Annotated in this window: 18 protein-coding genes, 1 tRNA gene and 1 pseudogene; 8 read left to right on the top strand and 12 right to left on the bottom strand. The window is 37.1% G+C overall.

Annotated elements, in window-relative coordinates:
• Nucleotides 1-84: 84 nt before the first annotated feature.
• Both coaE and AC3ITD_RS11620 read right to left on the bottom strand, forming a co-directional pair.
• Nucleotides 85-693, bottom strand: coding sequence for a dephospho-CoA kinase (gene coaE / locus AC3ITD_RS11615; RefSeq protein WP_489366569.1), 609 nt, complete (start codon nt 691-693; stop codon nt 85-87).
• Nucleotides 693-1,640 carry a YbbR-like domain-containing protein gene (locus AC3ITD_RS11620; protein WP_489366571.1) on the bottom strand — a complete coding sequence of 316 codons (948 nt, stop codon included), beginning with the start codon at nt 1,638-1,640 and terminating at the stop codon, nt 693-695. The genes coaE and AC3ITD_RS11620 overlap by 1 nt, the downstream gene beginning before the upstream one ends.
• Before the next feature lie 141 nt (nt 1,641-1,781).
• On the opposite strand from AC3ITD_RS11620, the gene AC3ITD_RS11625 reads away from it, so the two are divergent.
• Entirely contained in the window at nt 1,782-2,723 is a 942-nt protein-coding gene (locus tag AC3ITD_RS11625; RefSeq protein WP_489366573.1) for an energy transducer TonB, read from the top strand.
• A gap of 75 nt (nt 2,724-2,798) precedes the next feature.
• Here AC3ITD_RS11625 and AC3ITD_RS11630 read toward each other — a convergent pair whose 3' ends face one another.
• Complete coding sequence (locus AC3ITD_RS11630) at nt 2,799-3,512, bottom strand: group II intron maturase-specific domain-containing protein (protein ID WP_489366670.1); 714 nt, start codon at nt 3,510-3,512, stop codon at nt 2,799-2,801.
• A gap of 410 nt (nt 3,513-3,922) precedes the next feature.
• On the opposite strand from AC3ITD_RS11630, the pseudogene AC3ITD_RS11635 reads away from it, so the two are divergent.
• Together AC3ITD_RS11635 and AC3ITD_RS11640 are read left to right on the top strand one after the other, a co-directional pair.
• A pseudogene (locus tag AC3ITD_RS11635) lies at nt 3,923-4,267 on the top strand (transposase); the annotation flags it as partial.
• A gap of 53 nt (nt 4,268-4,320) precedes the next feature.
• Complete coding sequence (locus AC3ITD_RS11640; RefSeq protein WP_489366575.1) at nt 4,321-4,887, top strand: transposase; 567 nt, start codon at nt 4,321-4,323, stop codon at nt 4,885-4,887.
• Here the strand turns inward: AC3ITD_RS11640 and AC3ITD_RS11645 are convergent.
• From AC3ITD_RS11645 to AC3ITD_RS11665, 5 genes are all read right to left on the bottom strand, one after another.
• A complete protein-coding gene (locus tag AC3ITD_RS11645; protein ID WP_489366577.1) occupies nt 4,878-5,480 on the bottom strand; it encodes a reverse transcriptase domain-containing protein in 603 nt (200 codons plus the stop codon). The two genes, AC3ITD_RS11640 and AC3ITD_RS11645, sit on opposite strands and share 10 nt — an antisense overlap.
• Before the next feature lie 628 nt (nt 5,481-6,108).
• Complete coding sequence (yajC, locus tag AC3ITD_RS11650) at nt 6,109-6,432, bottom strand: preprotein translocase subunit YajC (RefSeq protein WP_056851304.1); 324 nt, start codon at nt 6,430-6,432, stop codon at nt 6,109-6,111.
• 61 nt (nt 6,433-6,493) lie between these two features.
• Nucleotides 6,494-6,937 (bottom strand): DUF1573 domain-containing protein, encoded by a 444-nt coding sequence (locus AC3ITD_RS11655; protein ID WP_489366580.1) that lies wholly within the window; start codon nt 6,935-6,937, stop codon nt 6,494-6,496.
• Between the two features lie 2 nt (nt 6,938-6,939).
• A complete protein-coding gene (gene nusB / locus AC3ITD_RS11660) occupies nt 6,940-7,890 on the bottom strand; it encodes a transcription antitermination factor NusB (protein WP_265799794.1) in 951 nt (316 codons plus the stop codon).
• A gap of 46 nt (nt 7,891-7,936) precedes the next feature.
• Nucleotides 7,937-9,025 (bottom strand): Glu/Leu/Phe/Val family dehydrogenase, encoded by a 1,089-nt coding sequence (locus AC3ITD_RS11665; protein ID WP_489366582.1) that lies wholly within the window; start codon nt 9,023-9,025, stop codon nt 7,937-7,939.
• Nucleotides 9,026-9,428: 403 nt separating this feature from the next.
• On the opposite strand from AC3ITD_RS11665, the gene AC3ITD_RS11670 reads away from it, so the two are divergent.
• Both AC3ITD_RS11670 and AC3ITD_RS11675 read left to right on the top strand, forming a co-directional pair.
• Nucleotides 9,429-11,219 carry an ABC transporter ATP-binding protein gene (locus tag AC3ITD_RS11670; RefSeq protein ID WP_265799796.1) on the top strand — a complete coding sequence of 597 codons (1,791 nt, stop codon included), beginning with the start codon at nt 9,429-9,431 and terminating at the stop codon, nt 11,217-11,219.
• A gap of 79 nt (nt 11,220-11,298) precedes the next feature.
• On the top strand, nt 11,299-11,622 hold the full coding sequence (locus AC3ITD_RS11675; protein WP_265799797.1) for a DUF3276 family protein: 324 nt from the start codon (nt 11,299-11,301) through the stop codon (nt 11,620-11,622).
• A gap of 76 nt (nt 11,623-11,698) precedes the next feature.
• Here AC3ITD_RS11675 and AC3ITD_RS11680 read toward each other — a convergent pair whose 3' ends face one another.
• Complete coding sequence (locus AC3ITD_RS11680) at nt 11,699-12,163, bottom strand: DUF5362 family protein (RefSeq protein WP_265799798.1); 465 nt, start codon at nt 12,161-12,163, stop codon at nt 11,699-11,701.
• Between the two features lie 217 nt (nt 12,164-12,380).
• Here AC3ITD_RS11680 and ychF point away from each other — a divergent pair, with 217 nt between their 5' ends.
• On the top strand, nt 12,381-13,481 hold the full coding sequence (gene ychF / locus AC3ITD_RS11685; RefSeq protein WP_489366586.1) for a redox-regulated ATPase YchF: 1,101 nt from the start codon (nt 12,381-12,383) through the stop codon (nt 13,479-13,481).
• 313 nt (nt 13,482-13,794) lie between these two features.
• On the opposite strand, the gene AC3ITD_RS11690 is transcribed toward ychF, so the two are convergent.
• From AC3ITD_RS11690 to AC3ITD_RS11700, 3 genes are all read right to left on the bottom strand, one after another.
• Entirely contained in the window at nt 13,795-14,409 is a 615-nt protein-coding gene (locus tag AC3ITD_RS11690; protein ID WP_265799801.1) for an HAD hydrolase-like protein, read from the bottom strand.
• 9 nt (nt 14,410-14,418) lie between these two features.
• Nucleotides 14,419-15,792, bottom strand: coding sequence for a magnesium transporter (gene mgtE / locus AC3ITD_RS11695; RefSeq protein WP_265799802.1), 1,374 nt, complete (start codon nt 15,790-15,792; stop codon nt 14,419-14,421).
• A 237-nt stretch (nt 15,793-16,029) separates the two neighbouring features.
• A tRNA-Arg gene (locus AC3ITD_RS11700) sits at nt 16,030-16,101 on the bottom strand.
• A 203-nt stretch (nt 16,102-16,304) separates the two neighbouring features.
• Between AC3ITD_RS11700 and AC3ITD_RS11705 the strand changes: the two genes are divergently transcribed.
• Complete coding sequence (locus AC3ITD_RS11705; RefSeq protein WP_265799803.1) at nt 16,305-16,835, top strand: OmpA family protein; 531 nt, start codon at nt 16,305-16,307, stop codon at nt 16,833-16,835.
• Between the two features lie 197 nt (nt 16,836-17,032).
• On the top strand, nt 17,033-17,872 hold the full coding sequence (locus tag AC3ITD_RS11710) for an alpha/beta fold hydrolase (RefSeq protein ID WP_489366590.1): 840 nt from the start codon (nt 17,033-17,035) through the stop codon (nt 17,870-17,872).
• Nucleotide 17,873 lies beyond the last annotated feature (1 nt).

Genomic DNA, 17,873 nt, shown 5'->3' on the forward strand with positions numbered 1-17,873 from the left:
TGTTGGATTTGAGGATAAGGCAGGATTTTAGGTTATTAGACATATTATTAAAGAAATGATTTGATAAAATATTTGAGATGAGTATTAACTAAGCGGATTGGCGGCCAGGTTTAAAAACTCTTTGTGTAGGGCAAGAACTTGTTCAATAATAGAATGTGTTTCATCATTCATTATAAAATGATTGGCCATTTTAGCTTTTTCGTCATCAGTCATCTGCTTGTTCATCCTTGCTTTAACTTGCTCTGCAGTGCTATTATCGCGTTGCATCACACGGTTTATTTTCACATCCGTTGGCGCTGTAACCAGAATTGTTGTATCGCACATTTTGTAAGAACCACTTTCAAAAAGCAAGGCAGCTTCTTTTAACGTGTAAGGAGCGTTAGCATTCACATTGGCTTCCCACTTATCAAAAGCCCTAAAAACCGCAGGATGAACTAAGGCGTTTAACTTTGCTAATTCGGCTTCATTATTAAACACAATACTTGCGATGTGTTTATTGTTTAGCTTTCCGTCTTCGAAATAACTTTCCTCACCAAAGGTTAATTTTATAGCTTCAATAAGCAAATCATCTTCAACCATCATATTTTTGGCTTCAGTATCAGCATAAAAAATAGGGACACCTAAAACATCGAAAACCTTACATACGGTTGTTTTGCCACTACCAATTCCACCTGTAATCCCAACTTTATACATTATTTTTCTACTACAAAATCTATTTTCGATGGACTTACGCTAATTAATTTGCAATAATCGGGAAACTCTGTGATTTTTACAGCAAACTGGCGATGCTTGAGGTTTTTCCATTCATCAACATCAATGGTTGCCGTTATGAAATTTGCATCAACTTGTGCATAACTGCCCAAGGCAACCAAAAACGTTACCTTAACTTTCTTTGGATAAAGCTTAATGCTGTTGTAATTTCTGTTATTTAATATCTTTAACGACACCTCAACAGTCTTCTCAGTAAACTCATCAACTGAAAGTTTTACTTCGGTTGATGACGGATAAATACTTACGTTTTTATGAATACTATGTTGGAGACCGATTCGAGCTGTGGTGCTGTTTTGTAAATTATTGATTTTTAAAGTATCTGTAGGCCAAGCAATAATTTTGCTCAATTCTTCTTGTGGACCGGCTACAGTTACTGTTTTTGGGTTAAGTAGTACCTCACTTGCCAATCCATATTGTTTATGAAATGCCAATTGACTTACCAATTTTATATTTACCTTCTTGATGATCTGTTTTGTAAAATCGAAATACAAGGTATCCGGCTTTACCGATATCACCTTTTGTGCACTTCCTACCTGTTTATTAATATTATAAAGCTGATCGGATAGAACTACAAAGTCCCTTGCGTTTAGTTGACTCAAATTAACTGAAATTGATGGCGGACTTATCCTCAATCGGGCAAAGACAAGTTGCCAACCTGTGCCTTCCACCTCTAAATCTAGTGTATCAGTTTGTAAAGGATAAAAAGCTCTTTTAGCAGGTTTATTTTTGAATACAATAACCGTTTTCGCAATGTAATTGTATTTGTTATTCAATGCCATGAAGAGCCAAGCCGCTATAGCCAAAAATAAACAGGCTAATAGTGTTAAAACACGTCGTCTTTCAATTTTAGTTAATCTAATAAAGGGCATATTATAAATTAAACAACTTACCGCATCATTTGTGCTCGATAAAGCAATTCTTCCAAATGTAACAATTTATTAATTCCTATGTAATAAAAGAAAACTGATTTTGAAAAGAGGTTTTCTATATTAGCATCATCAATCTGAATTATGAAAAAAAAAATCTTATTACTGCTTCTCTCCGCATTATCATGTTATGCATTTAGTCAAAAACGTTCAAACGTTTATTATTTTAAAGATGGAGTTCCTGTAAAAAACAATGAGTCAGCCGATTACAGAAGGGTTATCCAAGAACCAGACTCTGGTTCGAAATTTTATAACCTTTACGAGTTTTACGCAGATAATACGGATAAAACAATTGGCAAGCTATCTAAATTTGAACCCAATCTGGTTTATGAGGGAGAGCTTAAACGCTTTAATAAAAAAGGAATTTTAATTGAAAAAATTAATTATCTGAATGGTAAGCCAATTGGCGAATCATCATCATATTATGCCAATGGGCAGTTGGCAAGAGTTATTCTATACGATGATGCTGGTAAATCTGATAAACAGAAACGTTCTGCTTTCAAATTGATTTCGGGTTTCGATTCGCTGGGAAATCAATTTATAAAAGATGGCAACGGACACTTTAATCTGAATAAACGTGAAGAAGGAGATTATGTGAATGGTTACAAAGATGGTGAGTGGAAAGGTAGAATAGGTAAAGATAGCTATGTTGAAAAGTATAATAATGGATATTTTATTGACGGTATTGCAACATTTGAAAACGGAGAGACAAAAAAGTATAGAACCGAAGAAGAGAAGCCAGATTATCCGGGTGGAATAACTGAATTCTACAGATATTTATCCAGAAATTTTAAATACCCATCTGAAGCCCTAAGAAATAAAATATCGGGGAAATTATTTATCAGTTTTGTTGTCGAAAAAGACGGGAAGTTATCTAATTATAAGTTTAAAAACGACCTGGGTTATGGAACCAGGGAAGAAGCCATCCGTGTTTTGAACGAGTGCCGCAATTGGAACCCGGGGTTACAACATGGCATTCCAGTAAAGGTGTCTTACAATATCAATATCAACCTGGCGCAACAATAATCGAGTAAGAAGCAGGGAATTAGTTTCCCTGCTGTCTCCTCACACCGTACGTACCGATCGGTATACGGCGGTTTGCTAGAATAACTTCGTTTGGTGTGTCGTTTTCCAATAGTAATAATTACCAAATCCGTCAAGTCCAAGCCTCATAAAAAACTTCTTGTCAAGGGTTGTAAGTAATGTTGGGCTGTTTGCAGTCTTACAGTACCCCTTACGGGTGTTGGCCAACTGATAGGCCCTTGATTTTTCCAAACCCATCTTCATTAAGTTCCGCGCTCTGCCCGTTATACTCTTCCATTGCTTCCAAAGAACAATCCGCAGTCTGGTTCTCGTCAATTCGTCCAGTTTTACCATGTACCCCTTTGCATTTGCAATAGAGAAGTAGTTAACCCAACCACGAATGATTTCCTGAAGCTTCGATATCCGTTGGTGTAATGGAAAGGGTTGGTTGCGCCTGGTCTGCTCCCTTATTTTCTCTTTGATCGCGCTTAGAGATTTGGATGAAATTCGCATCTTCCATCCCTCTTTGCTGCCATAGAATGAAAACCCAAGCAGACTACTTTGGCCCGGTCTGCTGACCTTACTTTTCTCCATGTTAACCTTCAGTTTCAGCCCCTCTTCCAGATATACTGAAATACCTGCCATTACCCGATGTGCTGATTTCCTGCTTCTTAAATAGATACTGCAATCATCAGCATATCGTACGAACCTGTGTCCACGCGCTTCGAGCTTCGCATCAAGTTCGTGAAGGATAACATTTGATAGTAACGGACTTAATGGACTGCCTTCAATGCTATTAAGTTAAGCAAATTTCACTATGTTTATTGGTAGGATTTTAGTAAATTTACTGTACAAAAGAAAAAGAAAAATGAGCTTAATATCCCAGAATACAAGCGGGGAGAAACATAAAGTTTCTTCTAAAAAAAACATTTGACTTTATCCACAATAATTCTTCCACGGAAAAGTATTTCCTCAAACCAATCTTTTTCAGCAGAAACAGGAGTTTAACATTTCCGGTAGTGGTTTGTATGATACTGAATCTTTTCAAGGAATCTGTGGAGTATAATATTTCAATGCTGTTACCCTTTTTCAAATTGAGTCCCGTTTCCGGTGCAGCATTTTCGCTTGCACGCTATAAGATTGATATTTCCTTCTTTAAGGAACTTAACAGGATAGTTGTCGATTTTCACCAGGAGCACCAGATGAAGCTTTGGCACGGATTCCAATTAATAGCTGGTGACGGATCAACTGTTGCATTACCAGCATCCAGTACGATGAAAAAGCATTATGGTATTCATTCTGAGAATAAGGGTGTGAAGAAATGCATGGCCCAAATATTCATGCTCTATGATTTAAATACAAATCTGGTTATCGCCAGTAGAATAAGTACGATGAGAAACTCAGAGCGGACGCTGCTAAGCGATTGTCTCAGTGATTTCCCAGATGGGAACAACATCATCTTACTAGACAGAGGATTTGGGCATTTCATTACCTGTAAACGATTTTTAGATATGAAAAAGGATTTTTGTATCAGACTGAAAACGGCCACTGACTTTGGTAGAATGGTACTGAGTAATCCCTCAAATGATTTTATTGCTGAATGGAAACCAAGCAAAACAGAAAAAAAACCCTTAAGCGGCACGAGCATGAGAAGAAAAGCATCATCGTCAGAGTTTCAAAGGTTAGGCTCAAAACAGGCGAAATTGAAGTGCTCATATCTTCACCAAAGCTGTTTAAGATATTCACCTTGTTACAAATGAATGAACTGTATAAGCTTAGATGGGGAATCGAGGAAGGATTTAAAAAACTGAAGCCAAAAATGAAACTTGAACAGTTTGGAAGTCGTAAACCGGAAGGTGTAGTTCAGGAATTTGAGTCCCATATATTCATGATGAACATGGTGGCATTACTGGGTATCGAAGCGCAAGATGAAGTAGAGAAAAGATGTGTGGGACGAAAGCTTAAATACAAATATAATTGGCAGAATGCTTTCAGATTCGTAAGGCACAAAATCCTTCAATTAATAAACTATAAGGATATCAACAAGTTGGTTGAAAGTATAGTGATTCAGATTTGTAAATCGATAGTAGCAATAAAACCTGATAGAGTTTTTGTGAGAATTAGGGACACAAAACATAAGCCCAGACTTTATCAAGCCTATAAGTAGCTTAACTTAATAGCATTGGGACTGCCTTGTGGCGTTCCTTCTTTTCTTGGGCGGACCAATCCATTCTCCATGATACCAGCGCTCAAATAAAGACGGATAAGCTTCAATGTCCGCTTATCCTTTATCTTTACTGACAGCAGGTACATAAGTTTATCATGGTTTACCCGGTCAAAAAATTTGTCCAGGTCAAGTTCCACAATCCAGGTGTAACCTGTGTTAAGATATTCCTGAGCTTTTAGCACTGCCTGACGGGCATTGCGATCTGGCCGGAAACCATAACTATCAGAGGAAAAGTCGCCCTCGTACTTGGGGCTCAGCCATTGAGAGATGGCCTGCTGGATCAACCGGTCAATGACCGTTGGGATGCCAAGCATCCTCTTACCACCACTGCTTTTGGGTATCTCTACCTTTCTCACAGCGCTTGGTCGATAATCGCCTTTTAAAATATTAGCTCGTAATCTCTGCCAGTTAGCACTCAGGTAGTCGCGAAGTTCATCGGTCTGCATACCATCAATACCACCAGCACCCTTATTGGCAGTAACCTGCTTAAAGGCTCTTTGTACATTTCGGATGTCTAATATTTCTTCAAGCATAATACTAAAAAAAAACTCCTTCCCAGGCATTGTGCACATTGGTTGCACGGCTCGGCTCAGCTCCTCTTATACTTTACTCTCGGATTCCGTCCTACCCTCATATAAGCAGTTCGCTAATGTGGTTCCGCTGTAAACGCTCTGCCATAAACTTCCTGTTTCCTTTGCCATCCTAACATTTGGTCCTTCCTGCACCTTAAAATGCAGTACTATTACCGCTGCTGACTTCTAAATGAGTCATTTAGCGTCCCCGCTAAGTGTTTCTTCTCCTGTAATCGCGCTTACAATTGACAGAACTCATTCAGATCTCCCGAGGTAAGACAATCTACTTGCTATGGATGTGGCCTCTGTATCTGCGTAATAGTCCCCGTGCAGTATTGGGCTTCTGTTTGTTTCGCAACATCACCCGGACTAAATCCGCCTCGTATACAGTTTCTGTTCGTAAACCCCCATATTTGCCGCCAACTTCCTTCAGATTCGCAGTCACCCACGACACCCTTGTTTTAAGCTAACACTACCTACTGCTAAGCGTGTTCGGGACTCTAACCCTATACTCGATTGCCATGCCCGGCGCACACGAACAAAAAAGGGTTCCAAAATTCGGAACCCTTTTTCATGCTAAATGCATTGATTATGCTTTTGCTACAGGAGGAACAACTGCTTTAGTTGCATCTAAAGAAACCGCCGATTTATCGAAGCGAATTTTCACTCCACCTTCTACTTCGATTAAGAAAGTAGTATCGTTCATATCAGCGATACGGCCGTGAATACCTGCAGTAGTGATAATCTTGTCACCCTTCTTTAATCCTTCTATTAATTTTTTATGGTCTTTAGCTTTTTTAACCTGGGGACGAATCATAAAAAAATAGAATACTACCGCGATAGCACCTAACATAATTAATTGTCCGTATTGGCCAAATCCACCTGCTGCTTGTAAAATTACTGTTGATGTCATTTCTTATTTATTTGATTATTGATTGTAAGTAAGGGTATAGGTACAAAACCAACCTTACCATTTATTTTTTTGTAAGCACCTCGCCTACCAAGTGTACCGTTGAAACTGTTGGGTTTGCATTTGAAGTTACTGTTACCACTTTATCCTGCATTCCGTCTTTTCCTGTACTATTAAAAACAACCTTAATTACACCTTCTTTTCCAGGTTGAATGGGTTCTTTCGGCACTTCTGGAACTGTACAACCACAAGTGGCTGTAGCATTTGAAATGATTAAAGGGCTTTTACCTATATTCTTGAATTTGAATTGGTGTTCTACACTTTCACCTTGGTTAATTTTTTCGAAATCAAAAATATCTTTCTCAAAAACAATTATTGGTGCGTCAGGTGAGGCAATTGTAGCTGCTGCCAACGAATCATTTCCTGCAACCTGATCTGTAGAATTGTTTGCATTTCGGCAAGCTGTGAAAGAGATTGCTGCAATAGCAAGGATGAATAATTTTTTCATTATTAGTCTTCAATTAATCCGCGACCGATTTTTTTAATCGTATTTGTCTTCTTAAGGTCGCCTAAAATTTTGTCTAAAATACCGTTAATAAACGAATTACTTTTCGGCGTACTGTAATCTTTTGATAGCTCCAAATATTCGTTAATGGTTACTTTTACAGGAATTGATGGAAAGTTTAAAAGCTCGCAGATAGCCATCTTCATCAAAATGGTATCCATTAAAGCAATCCGTTCCGACTCCCAATTTTTTGTACGCTCCGCAATCAATTCCTGGTATTTAGCGTCATTCTGCAAGGTGTGGACAAATAAATCTTGCACAAATTTGCTGTCTTCTACCCAATCAGCACTTATTTCGGTGAGTTTATTTTTGAAAGGATCGTCAGACGTAAAGTTCTTCAACGTTTTTGCAACCATTCCTTTCATCACCTCGTGATCTACCTGCCAATTGATAAATTTCTCTTCGAAAACCTGAATAATACCCTGGTTTTTTAAAATAATTTTTCTGAAAATATATTTGATAATATCTTTTGACGACTCTAAGCTTTCGTTCGGATCTGCAAGATAATCGGCATACTCCTGAGATGCTTTTAAAGAATTATAAACTGTTTTACGAATTTCTGGATCGAAGCCCCAGTCTACTTTGTATTTTTTTACCGCAGAAACATATTCTGGGTTTTGCTGCATTAAAACGCTAAACTTATTGTGTAGCAGTTTCATATTTGGATTTAAGTCCTCAGCGGTTTTAAGGTATTTGTTAGCACGTTCTGCAGCATCGTTTGCTGTAAACTCTGTAACTTCAACCATCAATGATAACATCCAGATGTACATTTCGTACACGCTATCAATACTTTGCATTAAAGTTTTCAAATCTCCTTTAATGTCTTTTTTGTCTGCCATGTGCCAAGCAAAAATATTTTGCAAAGCTTTGATTCTTAAGTGCCTTCTATTTAACATGAATGTAAGAACGAGTGCGGTTTATAAAACCTATTTTAATAATTATTTAATATGATGATTTAATTTTTTTAACATCTGCAATACGCTTTTCAGCAATTCTGTTTGCAGCAATATTTGTTGATATTTTCTCGGCTTTACTCAACTTGATTACGTTACGTGTAGCCTCGTAAATATTTTCGGTAAGTTGCACTGTACGTTTTTTTCCAAAGCCAGTCCATTCAGAGTAACAAGCAATTAAGCCACCAGCATTAATTAAATAATCAGGCGCAAATAAAATGCCTTTTTTCAAAAGCAGTTCGCTGTCTAAAACCTCATCTTTTAACTGATTATTGGCCGAACCTGCAATAATTGCAAACTTCATTTTTTCAATGGTTTTATTATTAACCGTTGCTCCCATCGCACATGGCGCATAAACATCGGCATCACAACCAAAAATTTTATCAGCTTCAATAGGTTTTGCTTTATATTTTCGGGCAACATAAGTCAATTGCTCCTGGTTAATATCACTAATTAAAACCTCCGCATTTTCCTTTCTAAGCAAAGCTACTAAATGTTCGCCCACGTTGCCAATTCCTTGTACTACAATTGTCCTACCCGCGAGCATGTCGGTTCCAAAAACCTCTTTCACACTAGCTTTAATACCTAAATAAACCCCCTGTGCCGTAAACGGAGCTGGATTTCCTGCACCTCCAATTGATTCAGGAACACCTGTTACATAATTGGTTTCCATGCGGATATACTCCATGTCCCGAGTATTGGTCCCCATTTCTTCAGCTGTAATAAACTCGCCATTAAGGTTTTTAATAAACCTACCATAGCTACGCATTAAAGTTTCTGTTTTATCTCTACGAGAATCGCCAATGATTACGCCTTTTCCGCCCCCTAAATTTAATCCGGTAATTGCCGATTTATAGGTCATCCCACGCGATAAACGCAAGGCATCTTCCAAAGCTTCGCCCTCAGTTGCATAGCTCCACATCCTCGTTCCGCCTAAAGCCGGACCCAAGGTAGTATCATGTATCGCGATAATTGCCTTTAAGCCCGTATCAGGATCATTACAAAAAACCAATTTTTTATGCCCGTAAGCACTCAATTGCTCTAAAATGGAAAAATCTGACGAAGAATTTGCTGGCATATTGAACGTTCGGCTAATCTGCTGCAAAATTAAAATAAAAAACGATTAATACACTTATATAAATAAACTATTTGCGCTGCTACTACAAACAATTATTTATATGGTTTTCTCAAATGCAATTTCCGCTGTATTTCTGCAAATACAATCTCTCGATTGCCAAAATTTTGACGGGTTTGCGCTATAATATTTGTTGGTTTTAGCTTAAAGTGTCTTAACAAAAGGTATTTTTTAGGCACTGTGTTATTTAATTAGCTGTTATTGATAATGCGTTAAATCAAACAACCTCCTCGATCTCTTTAGCTTAACCTTTCAAAACCTAATAATGTCATTATTTTTTTAAAGCTTAGCTATTGAAACATAAATATGCGGCACGAAATAACAAATTTATCTAAGTTTGTATTGCATGAAACATCTTAGCAGATTAAACAAATACTTTTTAAAATATAAGTGGTGGATTATTCCGGGCAGTATTTTCGTGGTCATCTCCAATATTTTTGGCGTGGTGCCAGCTCAGGTAATCGGCTATGCGGTAGATTTAATTACTGAAAATGTTCAGGTTTATAATCTTTTTGGAGGTTTTAATCGTCAGGAAATCATTTACGATATTTTTAGCAGCAACCTATTATTTTTTGGATTGCTGGTGGTGGCATTGTACGTATTAAGGGGTTTGTTCCTGTTTTTTATGAGGCAAACCATCATTCTCATGTCTAGGCACATTGAGTTTGATATGAAAAACGATATCTATCAGCATTATCAGAAATTAAGTCTGGGTTTTTACCGCCGCAACAATACCGGCGATTTGATGAACCGGGCAACTGAAGATGTGAATCGCGTGAGGATGTATGTTGGACCAGCCATTATGTATACCATTAACACATTTGTTTTATCTGTGCTCATCATCTGGTCTATGTTTGATGTAAACTCGAAATTGGCCATATATTGCTTGTTGCCCCTTCCCTTTTTAGTCATCATTATCTATTATGTAAACACTTTGATTTTCAAAAAAAGCGGAAAAATCCAGGAACGTTTATCAGATCTATCAAGCTTCGTGCAAGAACGTTTTTCAGGTATCAGAATTATTAAATCTTATGTACGCGAAGATTATACCCGCAACATGTTTGAGATTCAAAGCAATGAGTATAAAAAAGATTCGATGAGTTTGGTAAAGGTTTCTGCCCTTTTTTACCCTACAATGCTTTTATTAATTGGCTTGAGTACCATTTTAACTATTTATGTTGGTGGCAACCAGGTAATGAATGGCAGTATTACAGCAGGAAACATTGCTGAGTTCATCATCTATATCAATCAGTTAACTTTCCCCGTAACCATGCTGGGTTGGGTAACCTCTTTAATACAGCGGGCGGCGGCTTCTCAAAAGAGAATTAACGAATTTTTAGACATTCCTTCGGATATTCAATCAACAAACAATGAAGAGAAAGAAATTCAAGGCAACATCAAATTTGAAAATGTTAGCTTCGTTTATCCTGATACCGGAATACTAGCGCTTCAAAACTTAAGTTTTGAAATTAAGAGCGGTGAGTTTGTGGCAATTATTGGAAAAACAGGTTCTGGAAAATCAACATTGGCAAACTTAATTATGCGGATGTATGATGTGGAGCAAGGAGCTATCAGTGTTGATGGGGAAAATTTAAAATCGTTAAACCTTAAATATTACCGCAACCAGATTGGCTTTGTGCCGCAAGAGGTTTTTCTTTTCTCTGATACGATCAAAAACAATATTGCTTTTGGTTTAGATAAAGTTACGGATGAAGCAGTATATGATGCTGCCAAAAATGCTTCGGTTTATCATAACATAATTGATTTTGATGAAAAGTTTGAAACCATGTTGGGCGAAAGAGGAATCACACTTTCCGGGGGACAAAAACAACGTGTATCCATTGCAAGGGCATTAATTAAATCTCCAAAAATTTTGATATTCGACGACTGTTTATCCGCTGTTGACACTAAAACAGAAGAGGAAATTCTCCAGAATTTGGGCAAAATTATGAAAGATAAAACCAGTATCTTAATTGCGCACCGGATTTCAACCATAAAAAATGCAGATAAGATTTTGGTATTGGACGATGGTAAAATAATAGAACAAGGTACACATGATGAATTGCTTAACCTAAACGGAAGTTATACTGAGCTTTATCATAACCAATTATTGGAGGAGGAAACAAGAACAATTTAAATTGTATCAAAATTGTATTTTGTACTTTAAATATTTGCTTTATATTTACCGAAACCAAAAACCAACATCAATACCAACCATGGGAGAATTCGACAACAAGGAAAGAGAAGAAGTTTTTTCAAAGAAAGTAAGAGCAGGTAAGAGAACTTATTTCTTCGACGTGAAGGCTACTCGCTCAGGTGATTATTATTTGACCGTTACCGAGAGCAAGAAAAGATTAGAAGACGGTGTATTCGTAAAGCATAAAATCTTTTTATATAAAGAAGATTTCGAAAAATTTGCTGAAGGATTAAACGAAACTGTTGATTATATTAAAACTCACCAGGATGTTGTGGAAAAACGTTATGAATATTCTGAAAACGGAGAACATAGCACAAAAACAAATGATGATTTTTCTTTTTAATAAATTATAATTTCAAAATAAAAAGCCCTTGTTTCATCAACAAGGGCTTTTTTATGTACTTGAGTTTTCTACGGCATTATGCAACGGCCAAGCCAGCACCAACCATAAATATTAGCAAAAAGTAAAACGCTATTATTGCAATGGTAATCGATCCCCAAAATTTAAATAAGGATTTTAAGCTCGCCATTGCTGAATTTAAACTTTCCTGATCACCGAATAAGACGCCTTGTTTACCTTTATTGGCTATTTTATTAAGTAAAATGCTTGGATAAAAAAGCAGCAAACCCAGTACGAAATAAATCACCGTTATTATGGTTGTTCCACTTGAGCCCAATTGCCCCATTTGAGTGGCCACAGCAGGGTTACTATTGATTAACGCAGGTATGCTAAAGGCCGCAATAATTACAAAAATTGAAACAACAAAACCAACTATGGAAAGAAATTTTGCCCATTTAGTGATATCATAGAGATAACTGCGTATATCTTCTGTTACTGCTAGTTTCACTTCAGCCGGTTTCTGCTCTTCAAATTCTTCTATCATCTTGTTTTAATTTTCGATAAACTTAGATAAAATATACTGGCGCTACAAATTCGAATCTCTAAATAAAGGTTTAAAAGCTTATCTTTGCCGCCTGAAAAAGGTGAGAAGTGAGAAGTGAGAAGTGAGAAGTGAGAAGTGAGAAGTGAGAAGTGAGAAGTGAGAAGTGAAATCGTAAATCGTAAATCGTAAATCGTAAATCGTAAATTAAAAAATATAAATGGCATTACAATGTGGTATTGTAGGTTTACCAAATGTTGGAAAATCGACTCTTTTTAACTGTTTATCAAATGCAAAGGCACAAGCTGCTAACTTTCCGTTTTGTACAATTGAGCCAAACGTTGGCGTAATTACTGTGCCTGATGATAGATTGACCAAACTGGCTGAACTGGTTAAACCAAACAAGGTACAACCCAATACGATTGAAATTGTTGATATTGCGGGTTTGGTAAAGGGCGCTTCGAAGGGTGAAGGTTTAGGCAACCAGTTTTTAGGAAACATTCGTGCTACGAATGCAATTATCCATGTTTTACGTTGCTTCGATGATGGCAATGTGATCCATGTTGATGGTTCTGTTGATCCCATTCGCGATAGAGAAATAGTCGATACAGAGTTGCAATTAAAGGATTTGGATACTGTTGACAAACGTATTCAAAAGGTGGAAAAGATGGCAAAAACGGGTGGCGATAAAGATGCTAAACGTACTTATGAAATTTTAACTATTGTTAAATCTCATTTAGAAAACGGAAAATCTATCCGCACCGCAGCAATGCCTCAGGAAGACTTCGATTTTATCGAAGATTTAGGCTTACTTACTCAAAAACCAGTAATGTATGTTTGTAACGTTGATGAAGCATCGGTAGTAACCGGAAATAAATATGTTGATTTAGTCAAAGCAAATGTAGCAGATGAAAAAGCTGAAGTTTTGGTTATTTCAGCAAAAATCGAATCGGAGATTGCCGAATTGGAAAGCTATGAGGAGCGCCAGGAGTTTTTGGCAGATTTAGGCTTAGATGAGTCTGGTGTAAACAAACTAATTCGTGCAGCTTATAAATTATTAAATTTGTATACCTATTTCACTGCAGGAGTACAGGAAGTAAGAGCTTGGACCATAACAAAAGGCTTTACGGCACCACAAGCAGCCGGTGTAATCCATACAGATTTTGAAAAAGGATTTATCCGTGCTGAAGTAATTAAATACAATGACTTCGTAACACTGGGTTCGGAAAATGCTTGTAAAGATGCAGGCAAATTAGGCGTAGAAGGAAAAACCTATGTAGTAGAAGATGGCGACATTATGCACTTTAGGTTCAATGTATAACCCATAAATTCTCTAAATGAAATTTAAAGGTATAGAGCCACTCGAGAGAGTGGCTTTTTTTGGATTTATTTTGCCAGAAAACATTGAATTAGGCTTGAATAGCAATATTGAAAGGCCAACTCTGCAAAACTTAAATAGTTGCTCGATCTTAATTTCTTAAACCCGGTTGAAATGACATCCCCTGATTTTTCATCAGGGATATAATGGAAAGCGGGAACAGACAATAAAAGGAGATGCTGTCTTTGCTTTTCAAACAAACGAAACAAACTAAAAATCGACCTTACGATCTCTTTTCAAACCGGCACAAGCGAAACTAAATTTCTAAACCATAAGCTGCCAGTTGCGCTTTTGTATCCTCATAACTGGTATGATGAATGCCTTTCAGCCCTAAACCTTCGGCAACCTGAACAAAAAGCATTCTATCGTCTATATATAAACTGGTTTCTACATCGCTCTGCGAAATATCTATCGCCACTTTGAATATATCGGCATCGGGTTTACGGAAATGAACGAAACTCGATGACACGAAAAAATCAACAAATTCATTCAATTTAAAAGTGCTGATTCGATATTGATTTAACTCTCTCCCTTCGTTACTGATTACTGCAACTTTTAAATGATACTTTTTCTTTAAATCGCAAACCAATGCAACCATTTCAGGATAATCTAGGGATTTACTAAACATGAATTCTTTGAAGTCATCATAACTAAACGACCGTTCTTGAAAGAAAACAATGCGTTCTAAATATGCATCCAAGGTAAGTTTTCCCACCTCATAAGTATCAAATGTAAGGTGATGGCGTTCCTCCAGATCAACAGAATCCAGATTAAATAATACCGCAGCTTCGCCCCTTGCTTGCCTATCCCATCCGTTTGTTAACAATACCCCACCAATATCGGTGAAAAGCGTAGTAATTTTCGTTTGCATTTTTAAAAATTAAAGTAAGATTCCACTTAAAAACAATATGGCAAAAGAGAAGTAAATGATTAAACCGGTAACATCGACCAACGTAGCCACAAAAGGCGTAGAAGACACTGCCGGATCGGCACCTACCTTTTTAAGAAGCAAGGGCAACATAGACCCCATTAAGGTTCCCCAAAGTACAACCCCTATTAAGGAGCAGCCTACCACCAGGCCAATTCTAATATAATGATCGGTAAAGCCAGGCCAAAATAGCTGCCATGAGGCGATAACTGCAAAGCTTAACAAACATAAAGTACAGCCTAATAATATGCCAGAGAAGATTTCTCGTCGCATTACATTCCACCAATCTCTAACGGTAACTTCGCCGAGAGCCATAGCTTGAATAATTAAAGTTGCAGCTTGCGAACCACTATTGCCACCGCTTGAAATGATTAAAGGAATAAATGTTGCCAAAATTACAACCTGAGCAATTTGATTCTCGAAATTCGACATCGCAGCGATAGTTAGGAGCTCTCCGAAAAATAAAACAATCAACCAAACCACTCGCTTTTTATATAATTCAAAAACAGGGACATCCAAATAAGGTTCATCTAATGCTTGAGACCCCCCTATTTTGTGAATATCTTCTGTATATTCTTCGTTTGCGATCCAGAGAATATCATCAACGGTTACAATACCCAAAAGAATATTATTCTCATCAACAACAGGCAAAGCCACCCGATTATTCATCCTGAAAATGCTGATAGCGTCTTCCTGCGGATCATTCGCTTTCAACGCGATAAAACGTTTATCGGTTAACTCCCCTATTATCGCTTCAGGATCGGCCAGTAGAACTTCCCGGATTCGAATATCATCAAGCAAAACCCCATCTTTATCAATTACATACACCACATCAATGGTTTCCGAATTTTTACCGTACCTCCTGATGTGTGCTAAAACTCGGGTGATTGACCACTCGGGTTTTACAGCGATGTAATCTGGAGTCATTAAACGACCGATACTATCCTCTTTGTAACCTAGAAGTGCAAGAGATTCTTTTCTTTCTTCTGGAGGCAAAAGGGTAATCATTTTCTTAACTACATCACCCTTCAGCTCGCTAAAAAGTGCGGTACGATCATCTGGAGGCAGATCTTTAATGATCTGATTTAGTTTATTTCCAGTAAGTTTCTTGATAATTCTTTCCTGAGTAGGAAAATCCAGAATTCGGAAAACGTTAACGGCTCTGTTTGAAGATATCGTTTCGATAAATTTGGCTGCGTGTTGTGGAAGCTCGTCAATTAACTCTTCTACATCCGAGATATTCAGTTCATCAAGATAACGCTTTAACGCCTTATCATTCTCTTTTTCAAGCAATTGCTGAACCTCTTCTACAACCAATTCTTCCATAAACGATTCTTTTATTCTTTACATGCCTAAACCTTTATTAGCGGTTCGCAAAGGTGCATTTTTATTTTTAGAAATGCCAATTTAGACGTTAACAGCATGTTAAATTTTGACTTCCTATTAAATCAAACTAACACAATATCTGAATTATTAACAACTTAGAAAGGCATCGGTAAAAGATAGAACTGAGATTAATTCCAACAAAAAACCACCACAAAATAATTATGGTGGTTGAAGGTGTGCTCCCGACGAGATTCGAACTCATATCGATGGTACCGGAAACCATAATTCTATCCATTGAACTACGGGAGCAAGGCTGCAAATATAGAAAATCAAAATGTTAGTTTCTTGTATTATTGAAGGTAAAATCAATATTATTTGAATAAAACTTGAGGTTGATGTTCCTGATAAAATAGAATTCAATACAAGTTCTTTGAAAAAATTTCGTTATAGGTTTAATCGTTATTTGTAGTTTTGATTGAAACACAAATTAAACCTAAAACAAAAATTTTAACATGAACATTACCAAAAATCTTTTTTTAACCGCAATTATTGGCCTTTCTACTGTAACAATGTACTCTTGCAAGAGCAAGAAATTAATAACCAAACCAGATCCTGCTCCTGTTTCAAAACCTACGCCACCAGTTGAAGAAAAGAAACCAATTGCAGCTCCACCAGCGAAAGATGAAGTTGCAGTTGTTGAAAAACCAAACTTCAATTTAGATAATATTCAATTTGAGTTCAATTCGTTTGTGTTAAAAACGTCTTCGTTTGCAATCTTAGATAAAGCTGTAGCTGAAATGAAGAAAGCCCCAAACACTAAATTTGTTCTCCATGGCCATTCATCTGCAGAAGGTACTCCAGAACATAACATGTCGCTTTCAATCGATCGGGCGAATGCGGTAAAATCATATTTTGTTAACGCCGGACTAGATGGTTCAATTTTCACAATTTTGGGTCACGGTGAAAAGGAGCCACTTACGTCCAATGCAAGTGAGGAAGGAAGAGCTGTAAACAGAAGAACTGAAATTAAGGTGCAGAATTAAATCGCGTTTCTTGCTGCGCTCAAACAGATTTAAAAAAATGAACAAGACGTTTGAGTCACATTCAAATAAATAAAAAACCACTTTAAAGCCTCTGAATGAGGCTTTTCTGTTCATTATTAAATTTATTTGAAAATATTCACCGATTTTTCTAACTTTCACAAACTGCTTATTATCTCTTTCATCTAAACGTCTGTATCGTGCATCCTATACTCATCAGGAATAATGTAAAAATACTCGGTAAAGGTAATCGAGTTATTGTATTTGCACATGGTTTTGGGTGCGCACAGAGTTCATGGAAGTACATGACAGATGCATTTCTAGATGATTTCAAAGTAATACTCTTTGATTACGTTGGATCTGGCAGTTCGGATAAAACTCAATATGATTATCACAAATACTCCACTTTAGAGGGTTATGCCTGTGATGTTCTTGATATTATCGAAACTCTTGGACTAAAAGACATTATTTTCGTTGGACATTCGGTAAGTAGTATGATTGGGATGATTGCCGCTTTGCAAAAACCCGAGGCTTTTAAGAAACTTATTTTTATCGGTCCTTCTCCTAGATACCTTAACGATAGGGATTATATTGGCGGGTTTGAAGCCGCTGATATTAAAACCATCTTCACACAAATTGCCGAAGATTATGTTAGCTGGACTAAAGCAATCGCGCCAATAGTGATGAATAAAGCTGAAGAACCAGAATTAGCTGGTTTTCTACAAGGTTGTTTTGAAGAAACAGAGCCAAGCATTGCTCTGGCCTTCGCTATGGCTACATTTAAAGCAGATTACCGCGATGATTTAAAGAAATTTGATATTCCGAGTTTAACGCTGCAAAGTAGCAATGATATCATGGCACCCCTATCTGCGGGTGAATACATTCATCAAAACACAAGAAATAACTTCTTTGTGGTGATGAAAGCGACCGGGCATTTTCCACACATTAGTGAACCTGAAGAAACCATAAGGGAGATTAAGAATTTTATTGCTCATGAAAATATTCACACAGGGTATGTAAAACAAACTGTGTCAATCTAAA

The sequence above is a fragment of the Pedobacter sp. KH_004 genome (assembly GCF_057840755.1).

Excerpts from the sequence above, each read along its gene's own strand:
- AC3ITD_RS11625 (WP_489366573.1), top strand. The coding sequence starts at position 1,782 with ATGAAAAAAAAAATCTTATTACTGCTTCTCTCCGCATTATCATGTTAT.
- AC3ITD_RS11690 (WP_265799801.1), bottom strand. The coding sequence starts at position 14,409 with ATGCAAACGAAAATTACTACGCTTTTCACCGATATTGGTGGGGTATTG.
- nusB (WP_265799794.1), bottom strand. The coding sequence starts at position 7,890 with ATGTTAAATAGAAGGCACTTAAGAATCAAAGCTTTGCAAAATATTTTT.
- AC3ITD_RS11675 (WP_265799797.1), top strand. The coding sequence starts at position 11,299 with ATGGGAGAATTCGACAACAAGGAAAGAGAAGAAGTTTTTTCAAAGAAA.
- AC3ITD_RS11705 (WP_265799803.1), top strand. The coding sequence starts at position 16,305 with ATGAACATTACCAAAAATCTTTTTTTAACCGCAATTATTGGCCTTTCT.
- AC3ITD_RS11640 (WP_489366575.1), top strand. The coding sequence starts at position 4,321 with ATGGAAACCAAGCAAAACAGAAAAAAAACCCTTAAGCGGCACGAGCAT.
- AC3ITD_RS11655 (WP_489366580.1), bottom strand. The coding sequence starts at position 6,937 with ATGAAAAAATTATTCATCCTTGCTATTGCAGCAATCTCTTTCACAGCT.
- AC3ITD_RS11670 (WP_265799796.1), top strand. The coding sequence starts at position 9,429 with ATGAAACATCTTAGCAGATTAAACAAATACTTTTTAAAATATAAGTGG.
- yajC (WP_056851304.1), bottom strand. The coding sequence starts at position 6,432 with ATGACATCAACAGTAATTTTACAAGCAGCAGGTGGATTTGGCCAATAC.
- coaE (WP_489366569.1), bottom strand. The coding sequence starts at position 693 with ATGTATAAAGTTGGGATTACAGGTGGAATTGGTAGTGGCAAAACAACC.
- AC3ITD_RS11620 (WP_489366571.1), bottom strand. The coding sequence starts at position 1,640 with ATGCCCTTTATTAGATTAACTAAAATTGAAAGACGACGTGTTTTAACA.
- mgtE (WP_265799802.1), bottom strand. The coding sequence starts at position 15,792 with ATGGAAGAATTGGTTGTAGAAGAGGTTCAGCAATTGCTTGAAAAAGAG.
- AC3ITD_RS11680 (WP_265799798.1), bottom strand. The coding sequence starts at position 12,163 with ATGATAGAAGAATTTGAAGAGCAGAAACCGGCTGAAGTGAAACTAGCA.
- AC3ITD_RS11665 (WP_489366582.1), bottom strand. The coding sequence starts at position 9,025 with ATGCCAGCAAATTCTTCGTCAGATTTTTCCATTTTAGAGCAATTGAGT.
- ychF (WP_489366586.1), top strand. The coding sequence starts at position 12,381 with ATGGCATTACAATGTGGTATTGTAGGTTTACCAAATGTTGGAAAATCG.
- AC3ITD_RS11645 (WP_489366577.1), bottom strand. The coding sequence starts at position 5,480 with ATGCTTGAAGAAATATTAGACATCCGAAATGTACAAAGAGCCTTTAAG.